Origin of the sequence: Archangium violaceum, from assembly GCF_016887565.1 — a bacterium.
GTDB lineage: Bacteria > Myxococcota > Myxococcia > Myxococcales > Myxococcaceae > Archangium > Archangium violaceum_B.
This window is the reverse complement of the sequence record NZ_CP069396.1, coordinates 1,830,841-1,856,070: the sequence shown is the minus strand read 5'-3', so window position 1 is coordinate 1,856,070 and position 25,230 is coordinate 1,830,841. Positions and strand designations below refer to the sequence as shown.

General features: G+C 71.8%; 15 protein-coding genes. 8 read left to right on the top strand and 7 right to left on the bottom strand.

Features of this window, described 5'->3' with window-relative positions; all coding sequences use genetic code 11:
- The first annotated feature begins 21 nt into the window (after positions 1–21).
- Positions 22–1,104 carry a calcium-binding protein gene (locus JRI60_RS07845; RefSeq protein WP_204225230.1) on the top strand — a complete coding sequence of 361 codons (1,083 nt, stop codon included), beginning with the start codon at positions 22–24 and terminating at the stop codon, positions 1,102–1,104.
- Between the two features lie 178 nt (positions 1,105–1,282).
- Here the strand turns inward: JRI60_RS07845 and JRI60_RS07840 are convergent, their stop codons facing one another.
- Positions 1,283–1,813: a beta-1,3-glucanase family protein gene (locus JRI60_RS07840; RefSeq protein WP_204225229.1), complete on the bottom strand. Its 531-nt coding sequence runs from the start codon at positions 1,811–1,813 to the stop codon at positions 1,283–1,285.
- A gap of 280 nt (positions 1,814–2,093) precedes the next feature.
- On the opposite strand from JRI60_RS07840, the gene JRI60_RS07835 reads away from it, so the two are divergent.
- Both JRI60_RS07835 and JRI60_RS07830 read left to right on the top strand, forming a co-directional pair.
- Positions 2,094–3,173, top strand: a complete 1,080-nt coding sequence (locus JRI60_RS07835) for a hypothetical protein (RefSeq protein ID WP_204225228.1) — start codon at positions 2,094–2,096, stop codon at positions 3,171–3,173.
- A gap of 130 nt (positions 3,174–3,303) precedes the next feature.
- Positions 3,304–4,983: a vWA domain-containing protein gene (locus tag JRI60_RS07830; RefSeq protein ID WP_204225227.1), complete on the top strand. Its 1,680-nt coding sequence runs from the start codon at positions 3,304–3,306 to the stop codon at positions 4,981–4,983.
- On the opposite strand, the gene JRI60_RS07825 is transcribed toward JRI60_RS07830, so the two are convergent.
- Entirely contained in the window at positions 4,984–5,724 is a 741-nt protein-coding gene (locus JRI60_RS07825; protein WP_204225226.1) for a glucosamine-6-phosphate deaminase, read from the bottom strand.
- 254 nt (positions 5,725–5,978) lie between these two features.
- On the opposite strand from JRI60_RS07825, the gene JRI60_RS07820 reads away from it, so the two are divergent.
- From JRI60_RS07820 to JRI60_RS07805, 4 genes are all read left to right on the top strand, one after another.
- On the top strand, positions 5,979–7,016 hold the full coding sequence (locus tag JRI60_RS07820; protein WP_204225225.1) for a 6-phosphofructokinase: 1,038 nt from the start codon (positions 5,979–5,981) through the stop codon (positions 7,014–7,016).
- Positions 7,017–7,034: 18 nt separating this feature from the next.
- A complete protein-coding gene (xdhC, locus tag JRI60_RS07815; RefSeq protein WP_239470399.1) occupies positions 7,035–7,781 on the top strand; it encodes a xanthine dehydrogenase accessory protein XdhC in 747 nt (248 codons plus the stop codon).
- A 95-nt stretch (positions 7,782–7,876) separates the two neighbouring features.
- Positions 7,877–8,713 carry an aldose epimerase gene (locus JRI60_RS07810; protein WP_204225223.1) on the top strand — a complete coding sequence of 279 codons (837 nt, stop codon included), beginning with the start codon at positions 7,877–7,879 and terminating at the stop codon, positions 8,711–8,713.
- A 10-nt stretch (positions 8,714–8,723) separates the two neighbouring features.
- Entirely contained in the window at positions 8,724–9,929 is a 1,206-nt protein-coding gene (locus JRI60_RS07805; RefSeq protein WP_204225222.1) for a threonine synthase, read from the top strand.
- Positions 9,930–9,994: 65 nt separating this feature from the next.
- On the opposite strand, the gene ddpX is transcribed toward JRI60_RS07805, so the two are convergent.
- Genes ddpX through JRI60_RS07785 form a run of 4 tightly spaced genes read right to left on the bottom strand, consistent with a single transcriptional unit; the run spans position 9,995 to position 21,478 of the window.
- Positions 9,995–10,609, bottom strand: coding sequence for a D-alanyl-D-alanine dipeptidase (gene ddpX / locus JRI60_RS07800; protein WP_204225221.1), 615 nt, complete (start codon positions 10,607–10,609; stop codon positions 9,995–9,997).
- A gap of 3 nt (positions 10,610–10,612) precedes the next feature.
- The gene (gene queC / locus JRI60_RS07795) at positions 10,613–11,311 is read right to left on the bottom strand and encodes a 7-cyano-7-deazaguanine synthase QueC (RefSeq protein WP_204225220.1); all 699 of its coding nucleotides are present in this window, start codon (positions 11,309–11,311) and stop codon (positions 10,613–10,615) included.
- A complete protein-coding gene (locus JRI60_RS07790; protein WP_204225219.1) occupies positions 11,298–11,921 on the bottom strand; it encodes a hypothetical protein in 624 nt (207 codons plus the stop codon). Before JRI60_RS07790 ends, queC begins: the two co-directional genes overlap by 14 nt.
- Positions 11,922–11,935: 14 nt before the next feature.
- On the bottom strand, positions 11,936–21,478 hold the full coding sequence (locus tag JRI60_RS07785) for a flagellar hook-length control protein FliK (protein WP_204225218.1): 9,543 nt from the start codon (positions 21,476–21,478) through the stop codon (positions 11,936–11,938).
- A 165-nt stretch (positions 21,479–21,643) separates the two neighbouring features.
- Here JRI60_RS07785 and JRI60_RS07780 point away from each other — a divergent pair, with 165 nt between their 5' ends.
- On the top strand, positions 21,644–23,410 hold the full coding sequence (locus tag JRI60_RS07780; protein WP_204225217.1) for a DUF885 domain-containing protein: 1,767 nt from the start codon (positions 21,644–21,646) through the stop codon (positions 23,408–23,410).
- Positions 23,411–23,425: 15 nt separating this feature from the next.
- On the opposite strand, the gene JRI60_RS07775 is transcribed toward JRI60_RS07780, so the two are convergent.
- Positions 23,426–25,198, bottom strand: a complete 1,773-nt coding sequence (locus JRI60_RS07775; protein ID WP_204225216.1) for a hypothetical protein — start codon at positions 25,196–25,198, stop codon at positions 23,426–23,428.
- Positions 25,199–25,230: the final 32 nt, after the last annotated feature.

Below are 25,230 nucleotides of genomic sequence, written 5' to 3'. Positions count from 1 at the left end.
AACCCGGAGGACCCTCCAACCATGAGACTCATCACCACCCGGCGGATCGTGACAACGCTCGTCGTCTCCCAGGCCCTCCTCGGCGGTACCCTCGCCGCCGCGCAGACCGGACCGGCCGCGCCAAACGGGACGGCCACCTCGAACACGGCCCAGGGGCTGCGCTACACGGGCGGCGCCGGAGCCAACCGGATCACGGTGGTCACCGTCCCCGGCGACCGCTTCCGGGTAAGCGACACGTCACCCATCACCGCCGGAGCCGGGTGCACGCCGGCCCCCTCCGTCGGGGCGCTGTTCGTGGTGACGTGTCTGGCTCCACGGAACCCCGACGGCCAGTCGTTCAAGCCGTTCCGGGTCGATGCTGGCGGAGGCGACGACGTCGTCAACAACTCCAGCGCGGCCCCCATGCGGGCCACGGGAGGGCCTGGCAATGACACCCTCAACGGTGGCTTCCTCGGCGACAACCTGAGCGACGGCAACGGCCGGGACACCCTCCGGGGCAACGGTGGCGACGACTCCTTGTCCACCGACTTCGGATCGGACGACGGCCTGGCCGACGTGCTCGACGGCGGCGACGGCAACGACGACCTGCGCGCCGGTCCCGGCAACGACCGGCTCATCGGTGGAGGCGGCGACGACACCTTCCGGGGTGGAGCCGGTGCGGACTCGTTCGACGGCGGCGCCGGCGCCCACGATGCGGTCGTCTACCTCGACAACGCCCATGACAACTACGTGCGGCTGGTGGCATCGATCGACAACACGGCCAACGACGGCATCGCCGGGTTCGGTCCCGTCGAGAACGACAACATCCTCGACTCCGTCGAGGACCTGTTCGGTGGCAACGGACCTGACGTGCTCGTCGGCAACAACGGCCTCAACCGATTGGAAGGCAACGGAGGCGACGACGTCCTCTTCGGCGGCGGGGGCGCCGACGTGCTCAAGGGCGGAGCCGGCAACGACACGTTGGCCACCAACAGCCTGTTCGGGGTCCCACAGCCCGACGGCGCCATCGACACCGCCGACGGCGGCCCGGACACGGACACCTGCCACGTTCCAGCCACCGAGAACGATGTGCGGATCTCCTGCGAGAACGTCGAGACGGACTGACCCACCGGTCACCTGGAGAGCATGACGGGTCGGGGCGGCACCGCCCCGACCCGCTCACGCGCTGGTCAACGACTCGAACATTGATTGCAGGTGAGTTCTCTGGCCACGAGCATGTCAGCAATGGGTGGCTTGTGGATGAAGCTTTGGTGACATGGGCCGGAGGGAGGGGCCCTGGCGCTCAGGAGCGCATCGCGGCGGAGATCGGCTCCACATACGGCGCGACGGCGAGCTGAGCCCAGGTGTCGTGGAGCCCGTCGAGCATGGAAGGCCTCGGACCTCGCTCGCCGTTACCCGCGTCGAGCTCCACTTCGTCGTAGCCGAAACAGAATGCATGCCTGGCAATGGCGTGCTCATGGATCGCCTTGGCATGGAGAAAGACCGGATCATTCCGGTAATACAGGCCCCGGTCGGCCTGCGGAACTGGAAAGCGCGAATCGTTCATGAGCGACGACCGCAACAACGAAGCCCCCAACACCGCCGCAATCCGGTTGCCCGGCCCGTCGTTTGGGTGTGACTGAATCGCATTGCGATAGACGGCCTCAGTCCCCGTCCCGGTCCTCGTGAGCTGTGGCAACTTCAGCCGATTTTCGCCAGGCTCCAGCGCGAGAACATACGAGCCACCCGGCTGGTTTGCTGGAAAGCGCGCGACAGTGCCCTCGCGATCGAAGACGGTTTGGCACCCAGGACGGCCGACGAATTGCGGGTCCACCAGCTCGAGCCTGCTCGGTTGCCGCGCCCCTACCAACCCATGGACGTCCGAAGGCCCTTACCTGTGACCGGTTACCCAGGGAACTTCTCGTGCAGATGAAGAAGGTGGACTGACCGTCCCATTCGATTGCTATAGGTGAAGCTCCAACGATATCGAGGGAGTGATGACCTACATTCGAATCCTGCTGTCAGCGGCGGTCCTCCTTTGCTGGGGATGCACGCAGGAACCCGCCCCGGGCCAGACCTGTGGTACAGGCACCCGAAGCAACAGCGGTCAATGCGTGCCAGAACTGGCCTCCCTCTGCGGCGATGGGACCACGGCGCGCAATGGGCGCTGTGTGGCGCAGGCGCAAGCACAGGTGACGTGCGGTCAAGGGACCGTTCTCCAGGGCTCGGAGTGCGTTCCCTCGAGCACGCTGAGCTGTGGACCAGGGACGGTGCAGCAGGGCTCGGAGTGCGTTCCCTCGAGCACGCTGAGCTGTGGACCGGGGACGGTGCAGCAGGGCTCGGAGTGCGTTCCCTCGAGCACGCTGAGCTGTGGACCGGGGACGGTGCAGCAGGGCTCGGAGTGCGTTCCCTCGAGCACGCTGAGCTGTGGCACGGGAACAACGCAGGTCGGAAACTCGTGCCGGGCGGACCTGTCGAAGGTCTGCGGAACGGACACGACCAGTGCCGGCACCACCTGCGTCTCCGTCATGACCTGCGGAGAGGGAACGATTCGGGACGGGAACGAGTGCCGTCCATGGACCAGCGCCTGTGGCCCCGGGACGACGTTCTCGAATGGCAAGTGCGAGGTCAGCCCGGGAGTGGTCTGCGGGGCGGGGACGGTCTGGGAGAATGGGAAGTGCGTCAAGCCGGTCCCGAGCCCCACGCTCGAGGCGTTCTCGAGCGACACGGCGCTGAAGGGCGGGTTCTACCGGAGCATGATCATCACGACCGGTTCGACCATCTATGAATACCGCGCGGCCGTGACGGACCTGTCGCAGAGCGGTGCGGAAGGCTGGGCGCAGTCCGGGGCGGCGCTGGTGGGCGAGGGCGCCTCGGTACACATGAAGTTCTGGGGACCGGCGTCGATCTCCGCGGGCACGCCCTTCGTGGCGCAGATCTCGAGCGCGCTTTCGAGAGGCGAGTGTCAGACCTCGCTGAATCCCACGAGCAAGCCCTCCGAGTACGGCTCGACCTACGCGAACTTCTTCGGGTGGAACGCCACGAGCCCTTCGCTGAAGGTCTGTGCGATTGGCGGCTCCGTCAAGGTCGAGCGCCTCTCGAACACCGCGAGGCTCACCTTCAACATCCAGTTCTCGGATGGAACGGTGTGGACGGACAAGGTGTTCGAGATGCCCTGGCGCCAGCAGGAGTGAGCGCGCCAGGGGCCTCGGGGGTGCCGTGGCGAACCTCGCCATCCCCCCGTTGACCGACCCTCCTCCGGATGACCGACCTCCTCCCGATGACGGACGCGCGACGCTCCGGGAACGTGCGATTCCCCCTCGCATGAAACGAATCCCGGGCCTCTCGAAGCTCGCCTTCATCACCCTGGGGGTCCTCGCCGTGCTCATCGGCGCCCTCACCCTTTTCGGCAACAACCTCCGCAAGCTCTTCGGAGCCAGCGCGGAGTCACTCGCCGGCAGATCGGAGCCGTCTGCGTACGGGGGGGTGGCCACCGGTCAACTCCAGCGCAAGTCGCTGAAGAGCTTCGGCGCGAACAAGGACGACGAGGGCGATTCGTACGCGGCCCCGCCACCGGCCTCGGCCCCGAGGCCCGCCGCGAAGCAGACGCAGGCCACGCGGCTGGCCGAGCCCGTCACCACCGGCAACACCCACGTCGCCGAGCGCCCCAATCCCTTCACCCTCACCTCCGAGGACCGCTTCTCCACCTTCGCGGTGGACGTGGACACCGCCTCCTACGCCCTCTTCCGCCGCTACATCACCGGCGGCTCCCTCCCCCCGCCCGAGTCCGTGCGCGTGGAGGAGTGGGTGAACTACTTCACCTACCGCTACCCCAAGCCCGAGGAGGGGGACTTCCGGGTGGACCTCGAGGGCGCTCCCTCGCCCTTCACCCGCGGCCGCCACCTGGTGCGCGTGGGCGTCCAGGGCCGCACCCTCGCCAAGAGCCAGCGCAAGCCCACCCACCTCGTCTTCCTGGTGGACACCAGCGGCTCCATGTCCGAGCCCGACAAGCTGCCGCTCGCGCAGAAGGCCATGAAGCTGATGGTGGACGGGCTCAACGAGTCGGACACCGTGGCGCTCGTCACCTATGCCGGCAGCGTGCGCGACGTGCTGCCCCCCACCCCCGCCTCCGACCGCTCCACCCTCTTCGACGCCATCGACGCGCTCACCGCTGGCGGCGGCACCGCCATGGGCAGCGGGCTGGAGCTCGCCTACAAGCACGCCGTGAAGAAGGCCAGCTCCAGGACCGTCTCCCGCGTCGTCGTGCTCACCGACGGCGACACCAACCTCGGCAAGAACCTCACCGCCGAGAGCATGCTCGAGAGCATCCAGGGCTACGTGAAGGAGGGCGTCACCCTGAGCACCATCGGCCTGGGCATGGGCAACTACCGCGATGACCTGATGGAGAAGCTGGCCAACAAGGGCAACGGCAACTGCTTCTACATCGACACCGAGCGCGAGGCCCGCCGCGTCTTCCAGGAGCGGCTCGCCGGCACCCTGGAGGTCATCGCCCAGGACGTGAAGGTGCAGGTGGAGTTCGACCCCGCCGCCGTGCGCGGCTACCGGCTGCTGGGCTACGAGAACCGCGCCATCGCCGACAAGGACTTCCGCAACGACAAGGTGGACGCGGGAGAGATTGGCGCCGGCCACACCGTCACCGCCCTCTACGAGGTGGAGCTCACCGGCGAGGGCCAGAGCGTGGCCACCGTGCGCGTGCGCGCCAAGAAGCCCGGTGGGGCCGAGGCCGCCGAGCAGCGCTTCTCCCTGGAGCGCGGGCAGCTGCGCGGCTCGCTGCGCGAGGCCTCCTCGGACCTGCGCTTCGCCACCGCCGTGGCCGGCACCGCGGACATCCTCCGGGGCGCTCCCCAGGCCGGGGACTGGAGCCTGGCCACCGCCGAGTCGCTCGCCGAGGACGCCGTGGACGGCATGAGCGACCGCGCCGAGTTCCTCGGCCTGCTGCGGCTGGCGCGCGAGCACCGCACCCCCGCCCTGGCCCGCGAGTAGCTAGCGGGAGCCCTCCAGGCCCCGCCCGGCCGCCGTGTCCACCCAGACCTCCACGTTCCCGTGGAGCTGGAGGAACGAGGCCGGGCACAGGGTGGTGAGGGGGCCACGCACCATGCCCGTCACCGCCGCCGCCTTGTTCACCCCGAAGGCCAGCAGCACCACCCGGCGCGCCTGCAGCAGCGCGCCCATGCCCAGCGTGAGCCCCGCCAGCGGCACCCTCGACACGTCTTCCCCGAAGAGGGACGCCAGCGACTGGCGTGAATCCCGGGACAGGCGCGCCCGGTGGCTCGCCGACTGCAGATTCTCCCCCGGCTCGTTGAAGGCCATGTGCCCGTTGGACCCGATGCCCAGCAGCAGCAGATCCAACCCTCCCGCCATCGCCAGCTGCGCGTCATAGCGGGCGCACTCGCGCTCGGCCCGCTCCGCGCTCCCATCCAGGAAGTGGATGCGCTCGGGTGCCAGGTTGACGTGCTGGAAGAGATGTCGCTCCATGTAGGCCCGGAAGCTGCCCGGGTCATCCGGCGGCAGGCCGAGGAACTCGTCCAGGTTGAAGGTGGTCACCCGGGAGAAGTCCAGCTCCCCGCGCCGGTGCAGGGCCACCATCTCCCGGTACACGTTGAGCGGGGTGCGTCCGGTCGGCAGCCCGATGACCAGAGAGGGCTTCTCCCGGATGGCGGCGGCCACCAGCCCGGCACAGGCGGTGGCAGCTTCCAGCTCGTTGGCGAAGACGCGGACGTTCAAGGCGTGGCCGGAGCGAAAGGGAGCAGCCAGCATAGCCAAAGCGCGCCTTCCGACAAAGCGGCACGTCACCCATCGCATCGTGCCCTGCCCCGGACGTGGGCCGGGTAGGGTCCGCGGCCGGGGAAGGCCCCGTCCGTCCGCCCCCTTAACGACCTCGGGTCATCCAGCTCTGGCCGACCGCCACCGTGGCTGCCGGGCGGTTTACGCCAACTTCGCGGATGATTCGTCCCCGAGGTGCGTTAGAAGGGCACCTCATGAAAGTCGCCGTTCTCACGGGCGGGGGCGATTGCCCCGGCCTCAATGCGGTCATCCGCGCCGTCGTCCGCCGGGCCAGTGCCCATGGCTTCGAAATGATGGGTCTGCGCGACGGCTGGAAGGGTCTCCTCGAGGACAACCACTTCCGCCTCACGCGCGAGACCACCTCCGGCATCCTCCACCGGGGAGGCACCATCCTGGGCACCTCCCGCGTCAACCCGTTCAAGGTGGAGAATGGGTTGGAGAAGGTGAAGCGGGCCATGGAGCGCAACGACATCCATGCCGTCATCGCCATTGGCGGTGAGGGCACCCTGTCCGCCGCCACCCGCATGTCCCAGGAGGGCCTGCGCATCGTCGGCGTGCCGAAGACGATCGACAATGATCTCAACGGCACGGACTTCACCTTCGGCTTCGACACCGCGGTGGCCATCGCCACCGAGGCCATCGACCGGCTGCACTCCACCGCCGAGTCGCACAAGCGCGTCATCGTGTGCGAGGTGATGGGCCGTCACGTGGGGTGGATCGCCACCTACGCGGGCATGGCCGGCGGCGCGGACGTCATCCTCGTCCCCGAGGTCCCCGCCGACCTGGTGCGGGTGGCCGAGCACATCAAGCACCGGCACTCCACCGGGCGCTCGTTCTCCATCGTGGTGGTGGCCGAGGGCACGCGCATCAAGACGGGCGCGGACGAGCAGGAGCACCTGGTCACCTCGGGCGCCCTGGACGAGGCCGGCCGGCCCCGGCTGGGCGGCGTGGGCAGCATCGTGGCCAATGAAATCGAGCGGCGCACGGGCTACGAGACGCGCGTGTCCGTGCTGGGCCACATCCAGCGCGGCGGCGCGCCCACCGCGCACGACCGCGTGCTGGCCACGCGCTTCGGCGTCCATGCGTGCGACATGGTGGCCCGAGGCGAGTTCGGCAAGATGGCCGCGCTCCGGGGCAATGAGATCATCAGCGTGGACCTGTCCGAGGCCACCCGCGAGCTCAAGAAGGTGCCCCAGGAATTCTTCGAGGTCGCCCAGGTCTTCTTCGGGTAGATGGACCTGTACGCGGAGATGGCAGCCCTCCTGTCCGAGGGCCGTCCGTTCGTGCTGGCCACCGTCATCGAGAGCGCCGGCAGCACGCCGCAGAAGCCGGGCTCGAAGATGGTGGTGCTCGGCGATGGAAGCCTGCGGGGCACCGTGGGCGGCGGAGCCATCGAGCATCAGATCATCCAGGCCGCGCTGGCCCTGCTCCAGGCCCCGGAGCGGACGCGCATCATCGAGACGCACCTCACGCACGAGCTGGGCATGTGCTGTGGCGGGCGGATGAAGGTGTTCCTGGAGAAGCACGGGGCACCGCCGAGGCTCACCGTGTTCGGCGCGGGGCACGTGGCGAAGGAGCTGGCCGCGCTCGCCCACCGGGTAGGCTTCCGCGTCACCGTGGTGGATGCCCGCCCCGAGTGGGCCAATCCCGAGCGCTTTCCCGACTGCGAGCTGCTGGTGAAGGACCCGGCGGACCACGCGCGGGCGCTCGCCGGTGGCGAGGACCAGTATTTCTGCGTCACCACCCATGACCACCCGCTGGACCAGGCGGTGGTGGAGGCGTTGCTGGAGAAGCCCTCGGCGTACCTGGGGGTGATTGGCAGCCGGCGCAAGGCCGAGCGCTTCCGCATGCGGCTGCGCGCCGCGGGCTTCCCCGAGGCCTCCGTGGAGCGGATGCGCTCTCCCATGGGCGTGGACATCGGCGCGCTGACGCCCGAGGAGATCGCCGTCTCCATCGTCGGCGAGCTCATCCAGGTGCGCCGCCTGCATGGAAGATGACAGGGTGCGCCGCTTCACGCGGTGTCCAGGCGCCCTCCCCTGTTAGAAGCCAGCACCCGCGCCACGTCCGGCGCGCGGGCCCAGGAGGCGAACACATGGTGGTCCTCACGGATGGTGGCTCTCGCGCCGAGGTCGTCCCCGAGCGGGGTGCACTCGTCAGCCGCTTCGTCGTCGAGGGCGAGCCCATCCTCTACCTCGACGAGAGCACCCTCGCGGATGCCACCAAGAACGTGCGCGGCGGCATCCCCGTGCTCTTCCCCGCCCCCGGTGTCACCCCCGGTGGCAAGTACCTGGTGGACGGCCGCGAGTACCCCATCCGCCGCCATGGCTTCGCCCGCGACCTGCCCTGGGAGGTGCGCTCCCAGGACACCTCACGCGTGGTGCTCGCGCTCGGGCACTCGGAGCAGACGCTTCGCGAGTTCCCCTGGCGCTTCGAGGCGCTCCTCACCGTCACGCTCCGGGGCTCCGCGCTCCACCTCACCTTCTCCGCCGAGAACCGCGACTCCCGGCCCATGCCCCTGCACCTCGGCTACCACCCCTATTTCCATGTCCCCCAGGCCCACAAGGCCTCCGCCCGCGTCGAGACCGATGCCTCTCGCGCCTGGGACAACCGCCAGGGCGCCAACGTCTCCTTCTCCGGGTTGGACCTCACCGCGCCCGAGCTGGACATGCACCTGATCGACCATTCGCCCCAGGGCACCACGCTCGAGCGCGGGCCCGGCCTGCGCCCCGTGGAGCTCGCCTGGAGCCCCTCCTTCACCACGCTCGTGGTGTGGACGCTCCAGGGCCGTGACTTCGTCTGCGTGGAGCCCTGGACCGCCCCCGGTGGCGCCCTCCAGACACACCAGGGTCTGCTGACCGTGGCCCCCGGCGCCACCTTCTCCTCCGAGTTCGAGATCAGCGTCGAGCCCCTGGCGCGCTTCGTCCGGTAAAAGGCGGGCCATGTCCTTCCTCTCCCATCTCGAATGCTCCCGCTGCCGCAAGACCCATGACGCGGACCGGGTCCAGAACCTGTGCGACTGCGGCGGCCCCCTGCTCGTTCGTTATGACTTGAAGGCCGCCGCCCGCTCCCTGCGCCCCGCCGACCTGTGCGGCCGCGTCGCCTCCCTGTGGCGCTACCGCGAGTTGCTGCCCGTCCGGGATCCCAAGAACATCATCACCCTCGGCGAGGGCATGACGCCGCTCTTCCCCCTCCCCCGCCTGGGCGCCGAGCTGGGCCTGCGCGACCTCTGGCTCAAGGACGAGGGTCTCAATCCCACCGCCTCCTTCAAGGCGCGCGGCGCCGCCACCGGTGTCAGCAGGGCCAAGGAGCTGGGTATTACCGCGCTCGCCATGCCCACCAACGGTAATGCTGGCGGTGCATGGGCCAGTTACGGGGCTCGCGCTGGAATGTCCGTCACCCTGGTGATGCCCACCGATGCTCCCGCCATGAGCGTGCTGGAGGCCACCGCCGTCGGCGCCAATGCGTACATGGTCAAGGGGCAGATCACCGACGCCGGAGCCATCGTCGGCCGCTCGGCCAAGGCTCATGGCTGGTTCGAGGCCGCCACGCTCAAGGAGCCCTACCGCATCGAGGGCAAGAAGACGATGGGGTATGAGATCGCCGAGCAGCTCGCCTGGAGCCTGCCGGACGTCATCCTCTACCCCACCGGCGGCGGCGTGGGCATCATCGGCATCTACAAGGCATTGCTGGAGATGCGCGAGATGGGTTGGCTGCCCGAGGATGTCCGCTTCCCCAGGCTCGTCGCCGTCCAGGCCGAGGGCTGCCAGCCCATCGTGAAGGCCTTCCGCGAGGGCAAGGACGTCTCCGAGAAGTGGGAGAATGCTTCCACGGTCGCCCAGGGGATTCGCGTGCCCAAGGCGCTCGGTGACTTCCTCGTTCTCCAGGCCGTGCGCGAGACGAGTGGAACCTGCGTGGCCGTGACTGACGCCGATACGATGTGGGGCCTGGAGCGCATCAGCCGCCTGGAGGGCTCCTTCATCTGCCCCGAGGGCGCCGCGCTCGTCGGGGCCGCTCGTATGCTCCTGCGCGATGGGTGGTTGGACCCCGGCCAGCGCGTGCTGCTCCTCAATACCGGCGCCGGTATCAAGTACCCGGATGTCATGTCGCCCAAGCTTCCCGTGCTCGAGCTTGATGCCACGCTGTGAGGTTCGAACAGTGGGGAGGACGGGGGGACATACCCTCACCCCGTCCCTCTCCCAGAGGGAGAGGGTTATTTGGCCTGGGTGTTTTCCGGCTTCGTGAAGGGTACATCCTGCACCGGCAGCTTCGTCGCTCCCGGCAGATCGTAGTGCCACCACTCCATCTGGTTCTTCTTGAAGCCCGCCCCCTCCATCGCCGCTCGGAGGATCTCCCGGTGCTTGCGCGATGCCTCCGTGCCTCCCGCATACCCGTGGTGCGCCGCCTTCTCGAATGAGTCGAACGGCGTCGGCATCTCCACCTCACCGCCATCCAACGTCACCAGCGTCAGGTCCACCGCCGCCCCACGGTTGTGGTTGCCCCCCTTCTTCGGGTTCGCCACGTAGCCCGGGTGCGGGTAGATCTTCCACATCTCCCACTGCACCGCGATCGGCCGGTAACAGTCGTACACCTTCAGCCGGTACCCCTGCTTGCGCAGTGTCTCCGCCGCCTTCGCCAGCCGCTCGGCCGCGTCCGGCAATAGCAGGCACCTCGCCCCGTCCGGGTACACCTTCTTCTTCAGGAAGTTGTCCGGCGTGGCGTACTTCATGTCCACCACCAGGTCCTTCACCGCCTCGGTGCCGTCCACCAGCGGCCCACTCCCCGCCGCCAGCCACAGCCCCAACGCCACGCTCGCAGGTCCCGCCATCTCTCAGGCTCCCTTCACGTACGGCGTGGGGTCCGCTACCCCCGCCTGCTCGAATCCACGTCGCCGCAACACGCAGCTGTCACACCGCCCGCACGCCCGTCCCTCCGCATCCGGGTCGTAGCAGGAGTGCGTCATCCCGTAGTCCACGCCCAGTTTCACCCCCGCTCGGATGATGTCCGCCTTCGTCATCCCCGACAGCGGCGCGTGCACCTTGAAGCGCGTCCCCTCCACCCCCGCCTTCGTCGCCAGCGTCGCCATCTGCTCGAACGCCCGGATGAACTCCGGCCGGCAGTCCGGATAACCGCTGTAGTCCACCGCGTTCACACCGATATAGATGTCACTCGCCCCCACCACCTCCGCCAACCCCAACGCCAGCGAGAGGAAGAGCGCGTTGCGCGCCGGCACGTACGTGATGGGAATGCCGTGCGACATCTCCCCCTCGGGCCGGTCCTTCGGCACCTCGATGTCCGCTGTCAGCGCCGAGCCGCCCACCTGCCTCAGGTCCACCGTCACGATCCGGAAGTCCTTCACGCCCATGGCCTGTGTCACCCGGCGCGCCCGCTCCAGTTCCACCGCGTGCCGCTGCCCGTAGGACACCGCGAGGCACACCGGCTCGAAGCCCTCCGCCTTCGCCATCGCCAGGCAGGTGGTGGAGTCCAATCCACCCGACAGCAACACCACCGCCTTCTTACTTGCCGCCATTGAAGTGCCGCTTCCCTTCCACGCCGTACACCGCCGTGCACGACGTCACGCATTTGCACTCAACGCTCTTCCCCGGAAGGAACACCACCTTCAGCTCCCCGCAGGCCCGCTCGGCGTCGTAGCCATTCAACGTCGGGCCCGGCACCGAGCCATCCGGCAATCCTCCATCCGTCAGGTTGGCGCACCTGCTGCCGATGGCCCGGTCCTGGCTGTCGCTCAGCACCACCACCGACATCGACTCCTCTATCTCCGCTCCCTTGCAGCCCTCGCCACAGCTCGGAATCTGCGCCCCGGCCCGGTGCGTCGTCACGTACCGCTGCGTCGGAGCGTCGAAGACGGCCTTGCGCGAGAAACCATCGATGGTGAACCACACCCCACCGTCCAGGCTGTCGCGCGAGAAGGTGCCCGAGAACGCGAAGCCCCCGTCCACCAGCCGGTTGAAGTCACCCCCGTCCCGCTTGCAGTCCGTCAGCCCCCAGTTCGCCTGGGCCTGGAAGTCGAACGTCCCAATGGTCAGGTCCCCCGGGTACACCGTCTCGGACACGCACGCGACGGCGACCGCGAGCACGGGGAGCGATACGAGGAGCAGACGACGTCGGGATGCGAGCATAGGGTCCGGGCAGGTTACACGGTCTCCAGCGCGGCGAGGGCCACCTCGCGGAACGCCGTGCTGGTCCGCAGCACCGCGCCCACGTCCACCGTCCTCGGATCTCCCCCGCGAACCTCGGGCGACAGGTGCGCCACCACGCGCGACGCGGCGAGCGACGCGGGCATCGCACGGAAGGCCGCCACCGCCGCCTCGTCGAAGCCGGGCACCGGACCGGGCCGGGAGAGCGCCTCGCCAGAAGCCCCCAGGCACAGGGCCAGCGCGCAGAGGTAGCTCAGCTCCACCACCCCGAAGCAGGCCAGCGCGCCCGCTCCCAGCACCAGCTGGTCCGGCGTGGCCAGATACGCCTCCACGCCACCCGTCGGGTTCAAGTAGACGCGCACGTCCTCCGCCCCCAACCCCTTCAGCGTGGGCCGCAGCACCGCGTGCAGGCGGGGCATCTGCTCGTCCGTCACCGGCACCGCGCCCGGAGGCAACGGGTGGGCGAAGCCCTCGGGCCGCGCCACCGGGTACAGGGTCGCCGTCGACGCGCTCGCCGTGCTGGACACGAGCGCCGCGCCAAAGCCATCCACGCGCGCCACCTCCCGGGGCACGTCGTCCCAGGCCGCCAGCGCCTCGGCGTACAGCGTCCACCCATCCGCGTCCACCGGCTCCTGCCGCAGCAGTTCCGGCCAGAGGTGGATGGCCAGCGCCGAGCCCTCGTACGTCGGCGACAGCCGCTCCGCCACCATGCGCTTCGCCTCCGGCGACAGCTGGCCGGACTGGTAGAGCCGCTCGGCCAGCCGCACCGCGAACACCACCAGCTGCGAGTCCAGGTACTTGCGGAGGATGTCCTCCAGCGCCGCCGGATCCTCCGTGAGGCGCTCGCGCAACTGCAGCGCCTCGCCCGTGAGCCCCTGCGCCTCGGCGATCCTCGCGCGACGCTCCAGCCGCTCCGGCGTCTCCGGCAACAGCTTGAGCTGCTCGGCCGCCTCCGGCAGACGGCCCAGGGCCTCGTAGGCCTCGGCCAGACGCTCACGCCACAGCCCCATCGCCGCAGGGCCCGCCAGGATGGCGGCGATCTGCTCCGCCACCGCCACGAAGCGCGCATGGTTGCGCGTCTCGTCGTAGATGGGCAGCAGGAACTCCAACGCGCGGATGGTGCCCGGCGCGTCCTCGAGCGCCTTCTCGAAGGCCTCCTGCGCGCGCGCCTTGTCACCCGCCCACATCAGCATGTCGCCATGCTCCACGTGGAGACCCGCGCGCAGCTTGGGGTCCGTCTCCAGCAGGATGAGCAGGCCCAGCGTGTCCGCCGCGTCCGACATGCGGCCCGCGTCACGCTGCAGCCGGAAGCGCTCGCGCAGCAGCTTGCCGCGCCGCTCCGGCCAGCCATCCGCCGCCTCGGACAGCGCCTCCACACGCTCGTCCAGGGGCAGCTCCCGGACCAGGTTCAGCACCGCCTCGGACAGCTCCGCGGGGCAGCTCCCCAGTTCCGGCAACAGCTTCCGCAGGCGCTCGGAGAGACCCGGCAGGGCCGCGAGCGACTCCAGCGCACGCAGGCGCGGCCCGGCCTCGGCACCGGCCGCGAGCAGCACCTCACCGCGCAGCTCCGTGGACAGCGCCACGTCCGACTCCGAGAGCAGGTCCGCCAGCCGCAGCAGCCCTTCCCAGTCGCCCTCCTCGCGCAGGCCGGAGACCAGGTCCGTGATGTGCTCGGCATCCGCGTCCGGCTTCTCCACCAGCGCCCAGAGCGCCTGACGGACACGGGACGCATCCCCGGCGCGCTCGGCGAGCGCCAGCGCTCCCAGGAGGTCACCGGACTCGAGCGCGGGGCCGAAGCCCACCTCCACGGCGCGGGCGGGCGCACCCAGCTGGTGGAAGCGCTCGGCCAGCTCCGCCGGACTCAGCACGTCCTGGGGCTCGGTGGCCAGACGCTCCAGCACCTCGAGGGCCTCGGCGCGCTCGTCCGCGGCCTCCCACAGGTCGGCCGCCTCCAGCAGCAGCGCCGGCCGCTGGGCGGAGTATGCGAGGCGCGCCGCCTGCAACAACACCTGCGCCGCGCGTCCCGGCTCTCCGGACATCTGGTGCAGCGTGGACACCAGCCGCAGCGACTCCAGGTCGGCCTCGATGGAGACGGCGGCCCGGGCCGCGCGCAGCGCATCCGGAAGACGCTTCGCGGACTCGAAGTCGCGCGCCGCCGACAACAGCAGCTCCCGGCGCTCCGCGTTGGGCAACAGCTCCGCCCGCGCCAGCCTCACCTCGGCGAGGCGGCCCGGCTCGTCCGTGAGCAACGACTCCAGGGCCTCCAGCGCCTCGGCGTAGCCGGCACCGGAGGCACCCCGCGCCACCACCGTCTCCAGCGCCTCGCGGGCGAGGGACTGACGGTCCGCGGCACTGGCCAGCGACGCCAGCTCCAACCGCAGGAGCGAGGCCTCGTCCGCGTCCTCCGTCGCTGGCACCAGACGCTCGAGCGCCTCCAGCAGCGCGGCCGTGTCTCCCCGCTGGCGCAGGCCCACCACCCGGGCCCGGAGCGCGGCCACGTTGGACGGGTCCGCCTCGGCCGCGCGCTCCCGGAGGGCCGTGGCGCGTCGCGGGTCATCGAGCTGGTTCGCGGCGACCTCGGCGGCGGCCAGCAGCAGCTCCGCCGCACGCGAGCCCCCGGCGGCCTGTGCCCCCGCCTCGTAGACGGCGAGCAGGTCCGACGGACGGCCCAGGGCACGCAGGCCCACCACCGCCCTGTCGATGATGTGCGCGTCCGCGGGACGCAGGCGCGCCAGGTGCAGCAGCGCGTCGATGGACTCCTTCGGGTCCTCGAAGAGATCCGCGGCGCGGCGGTACAGCACCTCGGCGGTGGCGGCGTCCGCCTTGCGCGCGAGCTTCAGCGAGGCCCGGTACAGGCCCTTGGAATCCCCCGTGCGGCCATACACCTCGGTGAGGAGGGACAGCGCCTCCTGGCCACGCGTGCCCTCGGGGTCGAGCGACACCACGGCCTCGAAGGACTCCGCCGCATCGCGGAGCGCACCCGAGGACAGCGAGGCATGGCCGAGCCGCAGGTGCGTGCGCACACGCACCGGGACGGGGAGCGACTCGCCTCCGGCGGCGAGCAGGCGCCGATCATACGGCTGGGCCGCGGTGGGGCCACCGCCCTCGGCGGCCAGCTCCGCGCGCGCGGCGAGCGCGTCCACGTCGTTTCCGGCCTTGGAGAGGTAGTCGTCGAAGGCCTCGGCGGCGAGCAGCGCCTCCCCCGCCTCCAGCAACATGTCCGCGCGCTCGCGCAGCAGCGGCAGGGCCGCCTCGGGCTCCAGGGCGGCGGCACGCAGGGACAGCAGCTCCGCCTGGCGGCGCACGTCCCCGGTGGCACGGGCCCGCAGCAGATGGAAGGCCTCGGTGCTGGCGGGCGCGAGCTCGAAGGCCCGGTCCTCGCACAACAGCGCGCGCTCCAGCGCACCGGCCTCCCGGAACGCCTTCGCGGCGGCGAGGTAGCTCTCCGCGGCCTCGGCGGGCATCTGCCGCTGCGCCCGGCGCAACATCAACGCGGCGAGCGCCTGGAGGTCTCCCGTCTCGGAGAGCCACGCACGGTGGCGGCCGTAGACGGGCTCCAGGAAGGGGTTCGCCTCCAGCAGGAGGGCGTCGAACTCGGCGGCGTCCTCCTCGCGCCCCATCTCGTGGAGCAGGTCCGCCGCCTGGCGGGTGAGGTCCAGGTCATCCGGCCGCGCGGAGCGTGCCGCGAGCAGCGCGATGACCGCCGCGTCCGGACGCCCGGCGTGCTCGCGGTAGAGGGTGGCGGCGCGCAGCAGCAGTTGCGCGCGGCGGGCGGGCTGCTCCTCGAGGGAGGCGGAGTCCTCGAACCAGGCGGCCAGCTCGGCCACCCGGCCCTCGCGCTCGAGCAGCTCGCACAGGAGCGTCTCCGCCTCCTGAAGGGAGCGGTCCTGACGGAGCGCCTCGCGCAGGAAGCCCTCGGCCTTGTCGGAGTCACCCAGCACGTCCAGGTGCAGCTTCGAGAGCCGCAGCAGCGACGTGGCCTTCTCCTTCGTCCCCGGCAACAGCGGCAGGGCGCGCTCCAGCCAGCGGGCCTCGGCGGCGGTGTCCTCCCGGCGCACGGCCAGCTCGATGCCCATGCGCGCCGTGTCGAGCTGCTCGGACAGCGCGAAGGCCCGCTCCAGCGCGGCCTCCGCCGCGGGCAGGTCCAGCTTCGCGTCGCGCAGCATCTCCGCGCGGTGACGCTCGTAGGTGGCGGCCTCGTCCTTCCGGTCCTCCTTCTCCAGGAGGAAGCGCAGCGCCTCCAGCGAGCGCAGCGACTCGTCCACCCGGCCCGACTCCTCGGCCAGGCGCGCGTGCTCCGCGCAGGCGGTGATGGCGCCGTCGAGGTCCCCCGCCTCCTGACTGAGCTGGGCCACCACCTGGAGCTGGGCCACCAGCTCGGGGACGCGGCCCGCGTCGCGGTAGAGGTTGGCGAGCGACAGGTGCAACGGCAGCGGCTCCTCCGCCATCTCCGCCGCGCGCGTCAGCAGGGAGGCGGCGAGGGAGGAGTCGGCCAGGGAGTCGCGGGCGCGCTCCGACAGCGTGACGAGGCGACTGGCCGTGTCCTCGGACGGAGGCAGGGCGCGCGCGTGGGTGACGAGCACCTCGAAGGAAGCGCGAGGCTCGTCCTTCTCCAGCAGCGCGGCGAGCCGGAGCACCGCGACCTCGTTCAGCGGGCGCTCGGCGAGGAGACGCTTGTACGCGGACACCGCGCGCCGCGAGTCCCCGAGCTTCTCCGCGAGCGCCCCCAGGCGAAGCCAGGCCTTCTCGGCACGCTCGGGCTCGGCGGCGAAGTCCGCGGCGGCGGCGAGCTGCTCCTGCAGGGGCAGCGCCTCCTTCACGTCTCCATGGAGGAAGAGGAGCTCGGCCAGCTCGGCCAGCTGCGCGTCCCGCGCCGGGACGAGGGCATGGGCGCGGCGGGCCAGCTCGAGGGCCCGGGCCATGTCCCCGGCGGCGCGGGCATGGGTGATGCCCTCACGCAGGAGGGCGGCGGCCTCGGCGGGAGGAATGTCGCTCGCGCCGACGTCGAGGAGCTTCGCGGCCTCTGCGGAGTCCCCACGGCCCGCGACGATGGCCACCAGCCGGCGGCGCACGTCGAGGTTGTCGGGAGCCAGGCGCACGGCCTGCCGCAGCGCGGCCTCGGCGGCGTCGGGCTGCTCCAGGCGCTCCAGGTGGAGGGTGCCCAGCTCCGCGTAGAGAGCGGCGGCCTCGGCGGGCGGAGCGTGCGGGGCTTCCGCGGCGAGCAGATCCGCGAGGCGCGCCCAGTCCTCCAGCTCGCGCAGCACGCGCTGCAGCGCGGTGGTGGCCCCGGCATGACGCGGAGCGAGGGTGAGCGCGGACTCCAGGCTGGCGGCGGCCTCGGGCAGGTTGCCCGCCCTTTCCAGCAGGCGCGCGCGGTCCAACAGGGCCTCCACGCGGCGGGGCACGGGGCCCTGGCGCGCGGCCTCGGCGAGCGCCTCCGCCTCGGCGTCCGCCTGCCCATCGCGGCGCGCGAGCGTGGCGAGGGCGAGGAAGGTATCGCAGCGCTCGGCCGGGGAGAGCGGCAGCGCCGCGGCGGCGAGCAGGGCCTCGCGGGCCGGGGCACGCGCGTCCTTCTCCACCAGCGTGTGGGCCAGCGCGAGGAGGCGCACGCGGGCGCGCTCGGCGAGCTCCGGCTCGGAGGCGACGACGTTGCGCCACGCCGCCAGCTCGTCCACGTCGTCACCCGCCTCGCGGGCGAGCGCGGCGATGGCGAGCCACAGGGGCGCCGGCCGGCGGGAGAGCTTCGTGGCCGCGAGGAAGTCATCGCGCGCGGACTGGGAGCGGCCCGCGTTGCGGTGGAGGGCGGCGCGGCGGGCGAGCAGCTCGGCGCGGGCATCTCCCTCGGAGGCGGAGACGAGGGTGCCCAGCAGCGAGAGGCGCTCGGTCTCCTCCTGGGGAGTGCCAGTGCCCGGCGGGGGCAGCAGCTCCAGCAGGGCCTGCGTGGCCCAGGTGTCGTGAGGCTCCTCGGCCAGGAGGCTGCGCAGGGCGTCGATGGTCTCGGCGGTGCGGCCGAGGGCGAGGGACAGTTCGGCCAGCTCGCGGCGCGCGGAGCGGCGCGCTTCACCGGAGAGGCGCGGCCACAGCATGACGAGGAGGTCGGCCAGCGGCTCGCGCGCGCCCGCCTTGCGGTGCAGGCCCGCGAGCTCCACCTGGGCCTCGAGGTCCTCGGGGGCCAGGGTGCAGTACTGCGCGAGCAGGCGCCGGGCGGCATCCGCTCGGCCCGCGCGCACGGCGGCGGAGGAGGCGCGGCGGGTGAGCTCCAGCAGCTCCTCCTCGCGCAGCGCGTCCGGATCCGCCGGAGGCAGGGCCAGCACGGCCTCGAAGTCCTCCAGCGCCGAGCGGGCGTCCGCCTGCAACCGCAGCTCGCCCCGGCGCATGCGCGCGGGAGCGAAGGAGGCGTCCCGCTCAAGGGCCTCGGCGAGGAAGGCCTCCTCGCGGCTGGTGCCCATGGCGAGCACGGAGGCACGGAAGAGGAGCTTCGCGCCCGCGCGGGCGTCCGTCACCAGCGCGGCCTTGCGCGCGAAGAGGCGGGCGGCCTCCAGCTTCTCGCCACGCTCCAGCTCCAGCTCCGCGAGCGCGTCGAGGGCCTCGGCGGCCAGCGGGCCGGAGGGGCTCGCATCGAGGGCCGAGGAGAGGCGCAGGAGGGCGGGGCCCTTCTCCCCGCGCTCCAGGAGGACGCGGGCGCTCTGGAGGAAGAGGGGCGCGGCCTCGGCGGAGCGCTCGGCGGCGACGAGGGCCTGGGCACGCGAGGCCCACAGCTCGGCCAGCTCACGCGTCTCACCCGCCTCCGAATAGAGGGCCTCCAGCCGGGAGGCGAGCGCATCATCCAGGCGGCGCAGCGGGAAGGCCTGGGCGTAGGCGGCGATGGCGGCCTCGCGGTCCCCCATCAGCTCGCACGCGCGGCCCAGGCGGGAGCGGATGTCCGCGAGGCGCTCGGGAGCGGTGGTGCGCGGCAGCGTGGACAGCAGCGTCTCCAGCGCGCGCCGGGCGTGCTCGGGGCGCTCGCAGCGCAGCGAGAGGTCCGCCAGCTCCAGCAGCACGGCCTGGTCCGGAGACAGGCGCGCGGCCTTCTCCAGGGCCACCAGCGCCTCGCCGAGCCGACCGAGCCGCGCCTCCAACACATTGGCCAGCTCGCGCAGCGCCGCCGCCGCGAGCCGCTTGTCGCCCTGTGCCTCGGCCACGCGCGCCCGATCGTCGAGAGCGGTGGCCAGGCCCGCCATGTCCGAGCGCTTGCGCTGCAGGGCGCACAGCTCGCCCAGGGTGGGCAGGTCGTCCGGCTCCGCCTTCAGCACCTCCTGGAGGGCGGTGGCGGCGAGGTCCAGGTCGAAGGCGAGGTCGCGCGCGGCCACGGAGAGGCGGCGGTACTTCTGCGCGCGCTCCTTGGGCTCGGGAGTGAGGCGCGCGAGCGAGGAGAGGCAGCGGGTGAGCAGCCCACCATCGCGGCGCGCCTCGGCGAGCGCCAGCATGGACTCCAGCGCGGGCCTGTGGTCCGGGTCCGCCTCCAGCGCGGAGGTGAGGAGGCGCTCGGCCTTCTCGGGCTGCTGCAGGCGGCCGCGGTACAGCTCGCCGGCCTCGGCCCAGAGGGCGGCGCGGCGGCCGGGCTCCTCGTGGACGGCGGCGGCCTTCTCCAGGGCCTCGGCGAGCTCCTGGGTGCGGCCGGTGGCGCGGAAGTACGGAATCAGCTCGTCGAGCGCGGCCCCATCGCGCGGGTCCAGCGCGAGCGCGGCCTCCAGGTGCTCGCGGGCGCGGGCCGGGTCGCCGAGCTTCGTGCGGTACAGGCGCGCCAGGGCATGGTGGCTGCGGTGCGCGGCCTGGCGGATGGCTTCGGAGCGGGGAGCGGGACCGGCCAGCTCCAGCGCCTGCTGGTAGCCGGCGAGCGCCTCCTGCATCTTCCCCAGCTTCTCGGCCACGCGCGCGGTGGCGAAGAGGGGCTCGGGCTCGCCGGGCAACAGCGACGTGGCCTCGCGGTAGCGCAGCAGCGCGTTGTCCGGCTGCTGGAGGCCCTCTTCCCAGATGCGACCGGCGAGCAGGTTGGCGCGGCCCACGCGGTCCAGCTCGTGGCGGGCCATGGCCACTTCACGCAGGCGGTCCAGGGCCTTGAGGGCGCGCAGGTGCTCGCCCCCGAGGTGGCACAGCTCGCCCAGCAGCAGCAGCGCGTCCGGCTGGTCCGGCGAGAGACGCAGCGCGGCCTCGCAGTGCAGGCGGGCGCCGGCGACATCGTCCTCCGTCTGGGCGCACAGGCGCGCGAGGTGCACGTGCGCGTCGGCGGCCTCGGCGGGGTCCCTGGCGAGCGCGGCGATGCGGCGGTAGGCACGCACGGCGCCGGCGCGGTCGCGGCTCTGGTCCGAGGCGCGCGCGAGGGCCTTCAACGAAGGCAGGTGGTCCGGCTTGAGGCCGAGCACCTCGTGGAGGGCCTTCACGGCCACCTGGGGCGCGTGGTCGCGCGCGGCACGGGCGGCGGACTCGGCGGCGAAGAAGGCGGAGGACTCCTCGGAGGCGCGGCGCGCGAGGGCGCATAGGGCGAGGTAGCGCTCGGCGGCGCGGGCGTGCTCACCGCGACGCTCGCGCACCACGGCCTCGCCCCAGAGGGCGGCGGGGCTCCGCTCGCGGCGGCGCAGCAGCGTGGCCGCCACGTCGAGGGCCATGTCGTGCGCCTGCGGATCCGCCACGAGGAGCGACAGCAGCCGCTCGGCGGCGAAGGGGTGGGCGTCCTGGGCGTCACCGGCCTGGAGGTAGGCGTCGCGGGCCTCGGCGAGCTTCCCCTGGGCGATGAGGGCCTCGGCGTCGGAGAAGGCGCGGGCGCCCTCGAGGGCCAGCAGCAGCTCCTCGTCGGGCGGCGAGGGAGGCGGCAGTCCTCCCGCGGAGAAGCGCAGGCGCAGGCCCGCGCTGCTCACCTCGACGGAGGAGAGGCGCGCGGTGTCCAGCACGGGCATCTTGAAGCCCCGGCTGACGGCGGACTTCTGGCACAGCGCGGGCAGCACGCGGGTGGAGAAGCCGGTGGCGCCACGCACCTCCACCTCGGGCAGCAGGCCCAGCTCGGCCACGGTGGCGGCGATGAGGCCGGGCACCTGCACCGACGGCGTGGAGGCGAAGCCGTACAGACGCACGTCGTAGAGGTAGAGGGCGAGCCGCTCGCCATCCGCGTCGAAGGCCACCTTGAAGGTGAGCGGGGTGCGCTCCGGGGCCTGGAGGAAGGCCTGGCCCTCCAGGTAGCCGGGGCGGAAGTGCAGCTTCAGGTTCTCGAGTCCGGCCACGCGCCCGGCCAGCTCGGCCACCTTGCGCGTCACCAGGTCCGCGTCGACGTGCAGCTCCAGGAAGCCGAAGAGGAGCTTCTTGCGCTGGTAGCGCGAGGCACCCGCGCTGACGTTGAAGGGGAAGGTGACGTCCGGAATCTGCAGCGCGAAGTCGGCGATGGACAGCCCGGGCGCCAGCTCGAGGGACGGAAACCCCACGAAGGCGCGCCGATCCAACAGGCGCAGCTCGGGGGCGGCGGCTTGCGCTTCGGACGCGGGCTTGGGCGAGTCGCTGTCGGTGGCCATCTGCGGGGGGCTTCTGAGGAGCACCCGAAACTACCACGTGCTCTAAGCCCCCGGAATTTTTGCTATTCCCCCGCCCGGGGGGCAGGCGGAGAAACAGCCGACTGCAATTCCCCCCTCCCCCATTCGTGGGACTACGGTCACCCCTTCCACCGGGAAAGACTCCTCATGCGCGTGCGACTCCTCGTCGGATTGGCCCTCCTCCTCACCGCCTTCGCGGCACCGGCCCAGCAGAAGGCCGCGACTCCTGACTGGGTCGCGCGCAGCAATGCCCACTCACAGGTGCTGTTGGACACCAGCGCGCGCTTCAACCCGGAGCTCGCCTCGGCCTTCGGCCTCGCCACCCATGACGACCAGGTGCTCGACCTCGGCCCCCGCGTGGGCGAGCGCAGCCGCGCCGCCCTGGCCAAGACCCGGGCCGAGCTGGAGAAGCGCCTCGCCACGGAGAAGGACCCGAACGTCCGTCAGGACCTGCTCATCCTGGTGAAGGCGGCCAAGGACAACATCCAGGGCTCCACGCTCAACGAGCGCTACCTGCTCACCTGGGTCGATGTCCCCGAGGTGGTGTTCAGGGGCCTGCAACAGTTGCTACAGGAGGAGGTCGCCCCCGCCCGCCGGGCCAAGGCCCTGACCCGCCTCCAGCGCTACACCGGCCTCGCGCCGGGCAGCAAGCCTCTGACGGAGCTGGCCAAGGCGCGCTTCGAGGAGAAGCGCTCCAACCCGAAGCTGCTGGGCCCCGTGAAGCTCGAGGTGGAGCAATCGCTGGCCAACGCGCCGACCTACGTGAAGGGCATCCGGGAGCTGTTCACCGAGTACAAGATCGCCGATGCCGAGCCCGCCCTGGCCGCGCTCGAGAAGCAGGTCGCGGACTACGTCGCCTGGGAGCGCGAGGTGGTGCTGCCCCGGACGCGCGAGGACTTCCGCCTCCCACCGGAGCTCTACGCCTTCGGGCTCCAGCAGTTCGGCATCGACATCCCGCCCGAGCAACTGCTGCGCCGCGCGCAGGTCGAGTACCTCTCGGTCCGCGCGCAGATGCAGGTGCTCGCCCCGCTCGTGGCGAAGGCCCGGGGCCTCGACGCCACCGACTACCGGGACGTCATCCGCCTGCTGAAGAAGGAGCAGCTCGGCCGCGATCGCATCGAAGGACACTACCGCGAGGTCATCGCCGAGATGGAGAAGCGGATCTCCCAGCAGCGCGTGGTGGACCTGCCGAAGCGTCCGATGGTGATGCGCATCGCCTCGGAGGCCGAGAGCGCCGCTCAGCCCGCGCCGCACATGGACCCGCCGGCGCTGATCAACAACACCGGCGAGCAGGGCCAGTTCGTGCTGCCCCTGGGCAACCCGACGAGCGGCGGCAAGGGCGAGGCCTACGACGACTTCACCTTCGGCGCCGCGGCCTGGACGCTCACCGCGCACGAGGGCCGTCCCGGCCACGAGCTGCAGTTCACCGCCATGGTGGAGCGCGGCGTGTCCCTGGCGCGCAGCATGTTCGCCTTCAACTCCGTCAACGTCGAGGGCTGGGCGCTCTACGCCGAGGCGGAGATGGTCCCCTACGAGCCGCTCGAGGGTCAGCTGATCGCCCTGCAGTTCCGCCTGCTGCGCGCGGCCCGCGCCATGCTCGACCCCATGCTCAACCTGGGTCAGCTCACGCGCGAGCAGGCCGGACGCGTCCTCACCGAGGAGGTCGTCCTCTCCGCGCCCATGGCCCGGCAGGAGCTCGACCGCTACACCTTCCGCTCACCGGGGCAGGCCGGCAGCTACTTCTACGGCTACACCCGGCTCCTGGAGATGCGCGCCGAGACGGAGATCGCCCTCGGCCCGAAGTTCGACCGGCTCGCCTTCAACAACTTCCTCCTCGACCAGGGACTGCTGCCGCCGGACCTGCTGGCCAGGGCGGTGCGCGAGGAGTTCGTGCCGGCGCAGAAGGCGCGGTAGCGCCACGGACGGCCGTCACGGGCCTCCAGTCGCCGCCACCGAGAGCGCGAGCCGCGTCCCCACCGGTGGTGGGGTGAACCGGCTCAGTCCACCCTCGCTCGAGCGCAGGAACACGAGCGAGGGGTCCTCCAGCGGGACATCGAACTCGAAGCCCAGGCGGGTCGGCCCCTCGGCGTCCGCGGCCAGCACCGTCACCGTCATCCCCTGCAGCGTCACCTTCGATCCCACGCCGAGCATGTGCTGCGGACCCCGGACGCTCTGCTCGGCGTCGCTGGCGAGGAAGCGTCCCTCGGGGAGCTCCAGTTCGATCGAAGCCGGCCCGGTGCGGGTGAAGACGGGGGACCGCGGCGTCAGCGACAGCGGCCACCAGGCGCGCGGGAACGGCTGGCCCTGCAAGGCCCACATGACGGGGGTGTACAGGGCCACGCCGATGTCCCGGGCATCGAGCACCACCACCCGCTGAGAGGGCAGCCGCGCGAAGTCCACCTCGCGCCCCACCTTCCGCGCCATCTCCTCGGTGCTCGTGCCGAGCTGGCGGATCATCATCGCCATCGCGGGCCAGCTCAGGGGCGCGAGCACCAGGTGGAAGAGCGCGAGCACCCCGCCGGTGACGGCCACGCCCCGCCCGCTCCAGCCCCGCTGCTTGCGCGAGCGCCACGCATGCAGCAGCACCACGGACAGCAGCGCCGAGGCCCCCAGACCCGGCACGAGCAGCACCCGGCCCATGGGCATGGTGGAGGCCACGGGCAGCAGGGACAGCCCCGCACCGGCGGCGAGCCAGCGGCAGTGCCGGCGCTCCTCCTCGGAGAGGCCGGGCCAGGCCGAGCGCAGCAGCCGTCCGACCAGCGCGAGCCCCGCCAGCCCCACGCCCACCAGCACGGGCCGGCTGCCCGGACTCAACCCCCAGAGGTCCACGGGAGCGCCCAGCAGCCCGGCGATGAGCGCGGGCACCCGGCCGAGCGCGGCCGACAGGTAGCGTCCTGGCTCGCCCACCGGGTCCAGGTACATGGAGGAGCCCTGGGCGCCATACCCGAGCGCCTTGTAGACCCCGAGGTACGCGACCGCGAGCACCGCCGTGGGGGCGACGGCCCGGAGCCGCTCCGCCACCGTCCCCCGGGCGCCGAGCAGCTCATACGCCAGCAGGTAGGCGAAGACGCCCAGGGCCGTCTCTCCCGCCGTCAGGCTCGCGGCGAGCGCGAGCAGGGACAGGGGCAGGGCCCGGGGCCGGCGGGCCTCGCGCCACTCCAGGTGCAGCCACAAGCCGAGCAGGGCCAGGGTGGTGGCCACCACGGCGTTGCGGTTGGCGATCCACCCCACGGGCATCAGGTGCGCGTCGTCCACGGCGAAGAGGAACAGCGCGAGCGCCCCGAGCGCCCCGGGCAGGTAGCGCCGCAGCAGGAGGCCGAAGACGGCCACCAGCCCGAGGTACCAGACCACCGAGTGCAGGTGGTAGCCCAGCGCCTCGCGGCCGAAGAGGCGGTGGTCCAGCGCCCCGAGCGCGCTCGCCAGGGGGCGCCAGAAGGCGATCTTCAGCTCGGGCAGCGTCCACCAGGGATAGGGGCCCTCCTGCACGATGCGCCGCATGCCCTCGGGGTCTCCTCCCGCGAAGCGGAAGAGATCCAGGCGCGAGCCCAGGGGCCACCGGCCCTCGAGGATGAGCAGGTGGATGTGGTCGTCCAGGGCGAACCCCATCCCGAGCGTGGGCAGGGCCAGCACCAGGGCGGCGAGCAGGGAGAGCCAGAGGGCTCGCGGGAAGTCGGACCAGCGCTTCGGGGGGGCGTCGTTCATGGGTGGCGTCGAGGCCCCCTGACAGCGGTGTC

What these genes read in the sequence shown, in the direction of transcription:
- queC (WP_204225220.1), bottom strand. Translation starts at nt 11,311, where the DNA reads ATGGCGGCAAGTAAGAAGGCGGTGGTGTTGCTGTCGGGTGGATTGGAC.
- JRI60_RS07820 (WP_204225225.1), top strand. Translation starts at nt 5,979, where the DNA reads ATGAAAGTCGCCGTTCTCACGGGCGGGGGCGATTGCCCCGGCCTCAAT.
- JRI60_RS07805 (WP_204225222.1), top strand. Translation starts at nt 8,724, where the DNA reads ATGTCCTTCCTCTCCCATCTCGAATGCTCCCGCTGCCGCAAGACCCAT.
- JRI60_RS07780 (WP_204225217.1), top strand. Translation starts at nt 21,644, where the DNA reads ATGCGCGTGCGACTCCTCGTCGGATTGGCCCTCCTCCTCACCGCCTTC.
- JRI60_RS07830 (WP_204225227.1), top strand. Translation starts at nt 3,304, where the DNA reads ATGAAACGAATCCCGGGCCTCTCGAAGCTCGCCTTCATCACCCTGGGG.
- JRI60_RS07810 (WP_204225223.1), top strand. Translation starts at nt 7,877, where the DNA reads ATGGTGGTCCTCACGGATGGTGGCTCTCGCGCCGAGGTCGTCCCCGAG.
- JRI60_RS07790 (WP_204225219.1), bottom strand. Translation starts at nt 11,921, where the DNA reads ATGCTCGCATCCCGACGTCGTCTGCTCCTCGTATCGCTCCCCGTGCTC.
- ddpX (WP_204225221.1), bottom strand. Translation starts at nt 10,609, where the DNA reads ATGGCGGGACCTGCGAGCGTGGCGTTGGGGCTGTGGCTGGCGGCGGGG.
- xdhC (WP_239470399.1), top strand. Translation starts at nt 7,035, where the DNA reads ATGGCAGCCCTCCTGTCCGAGGGCCGTCCGTTCGTGCTGGCCACCGTC.
- JRI60_RS07845 (WP_204225230.1), top strand. Translation starts at nt 22, where the DNA reads ATGAGACTCATCACCACCCGGCGGATCGTGACAACGCTCGTCGTCTCC.
- JRI60_RS07785 (WP_204225218.1), bottom strand. Translation starts at nt 21,478, where the DNA reads ATGGCCACCGACAGCGACTCGCCCAAGCCCGCGTCCGAAGCGCAAGCC.
- JRI60_RS07775 (WP_204225216.1), bottom strand. Translation starts at nt 25,198, where the DNA reads ATGAACGACGCCCCCCCGAAGCGCTGGTCCGACTTCCCGCGAGCCCTC.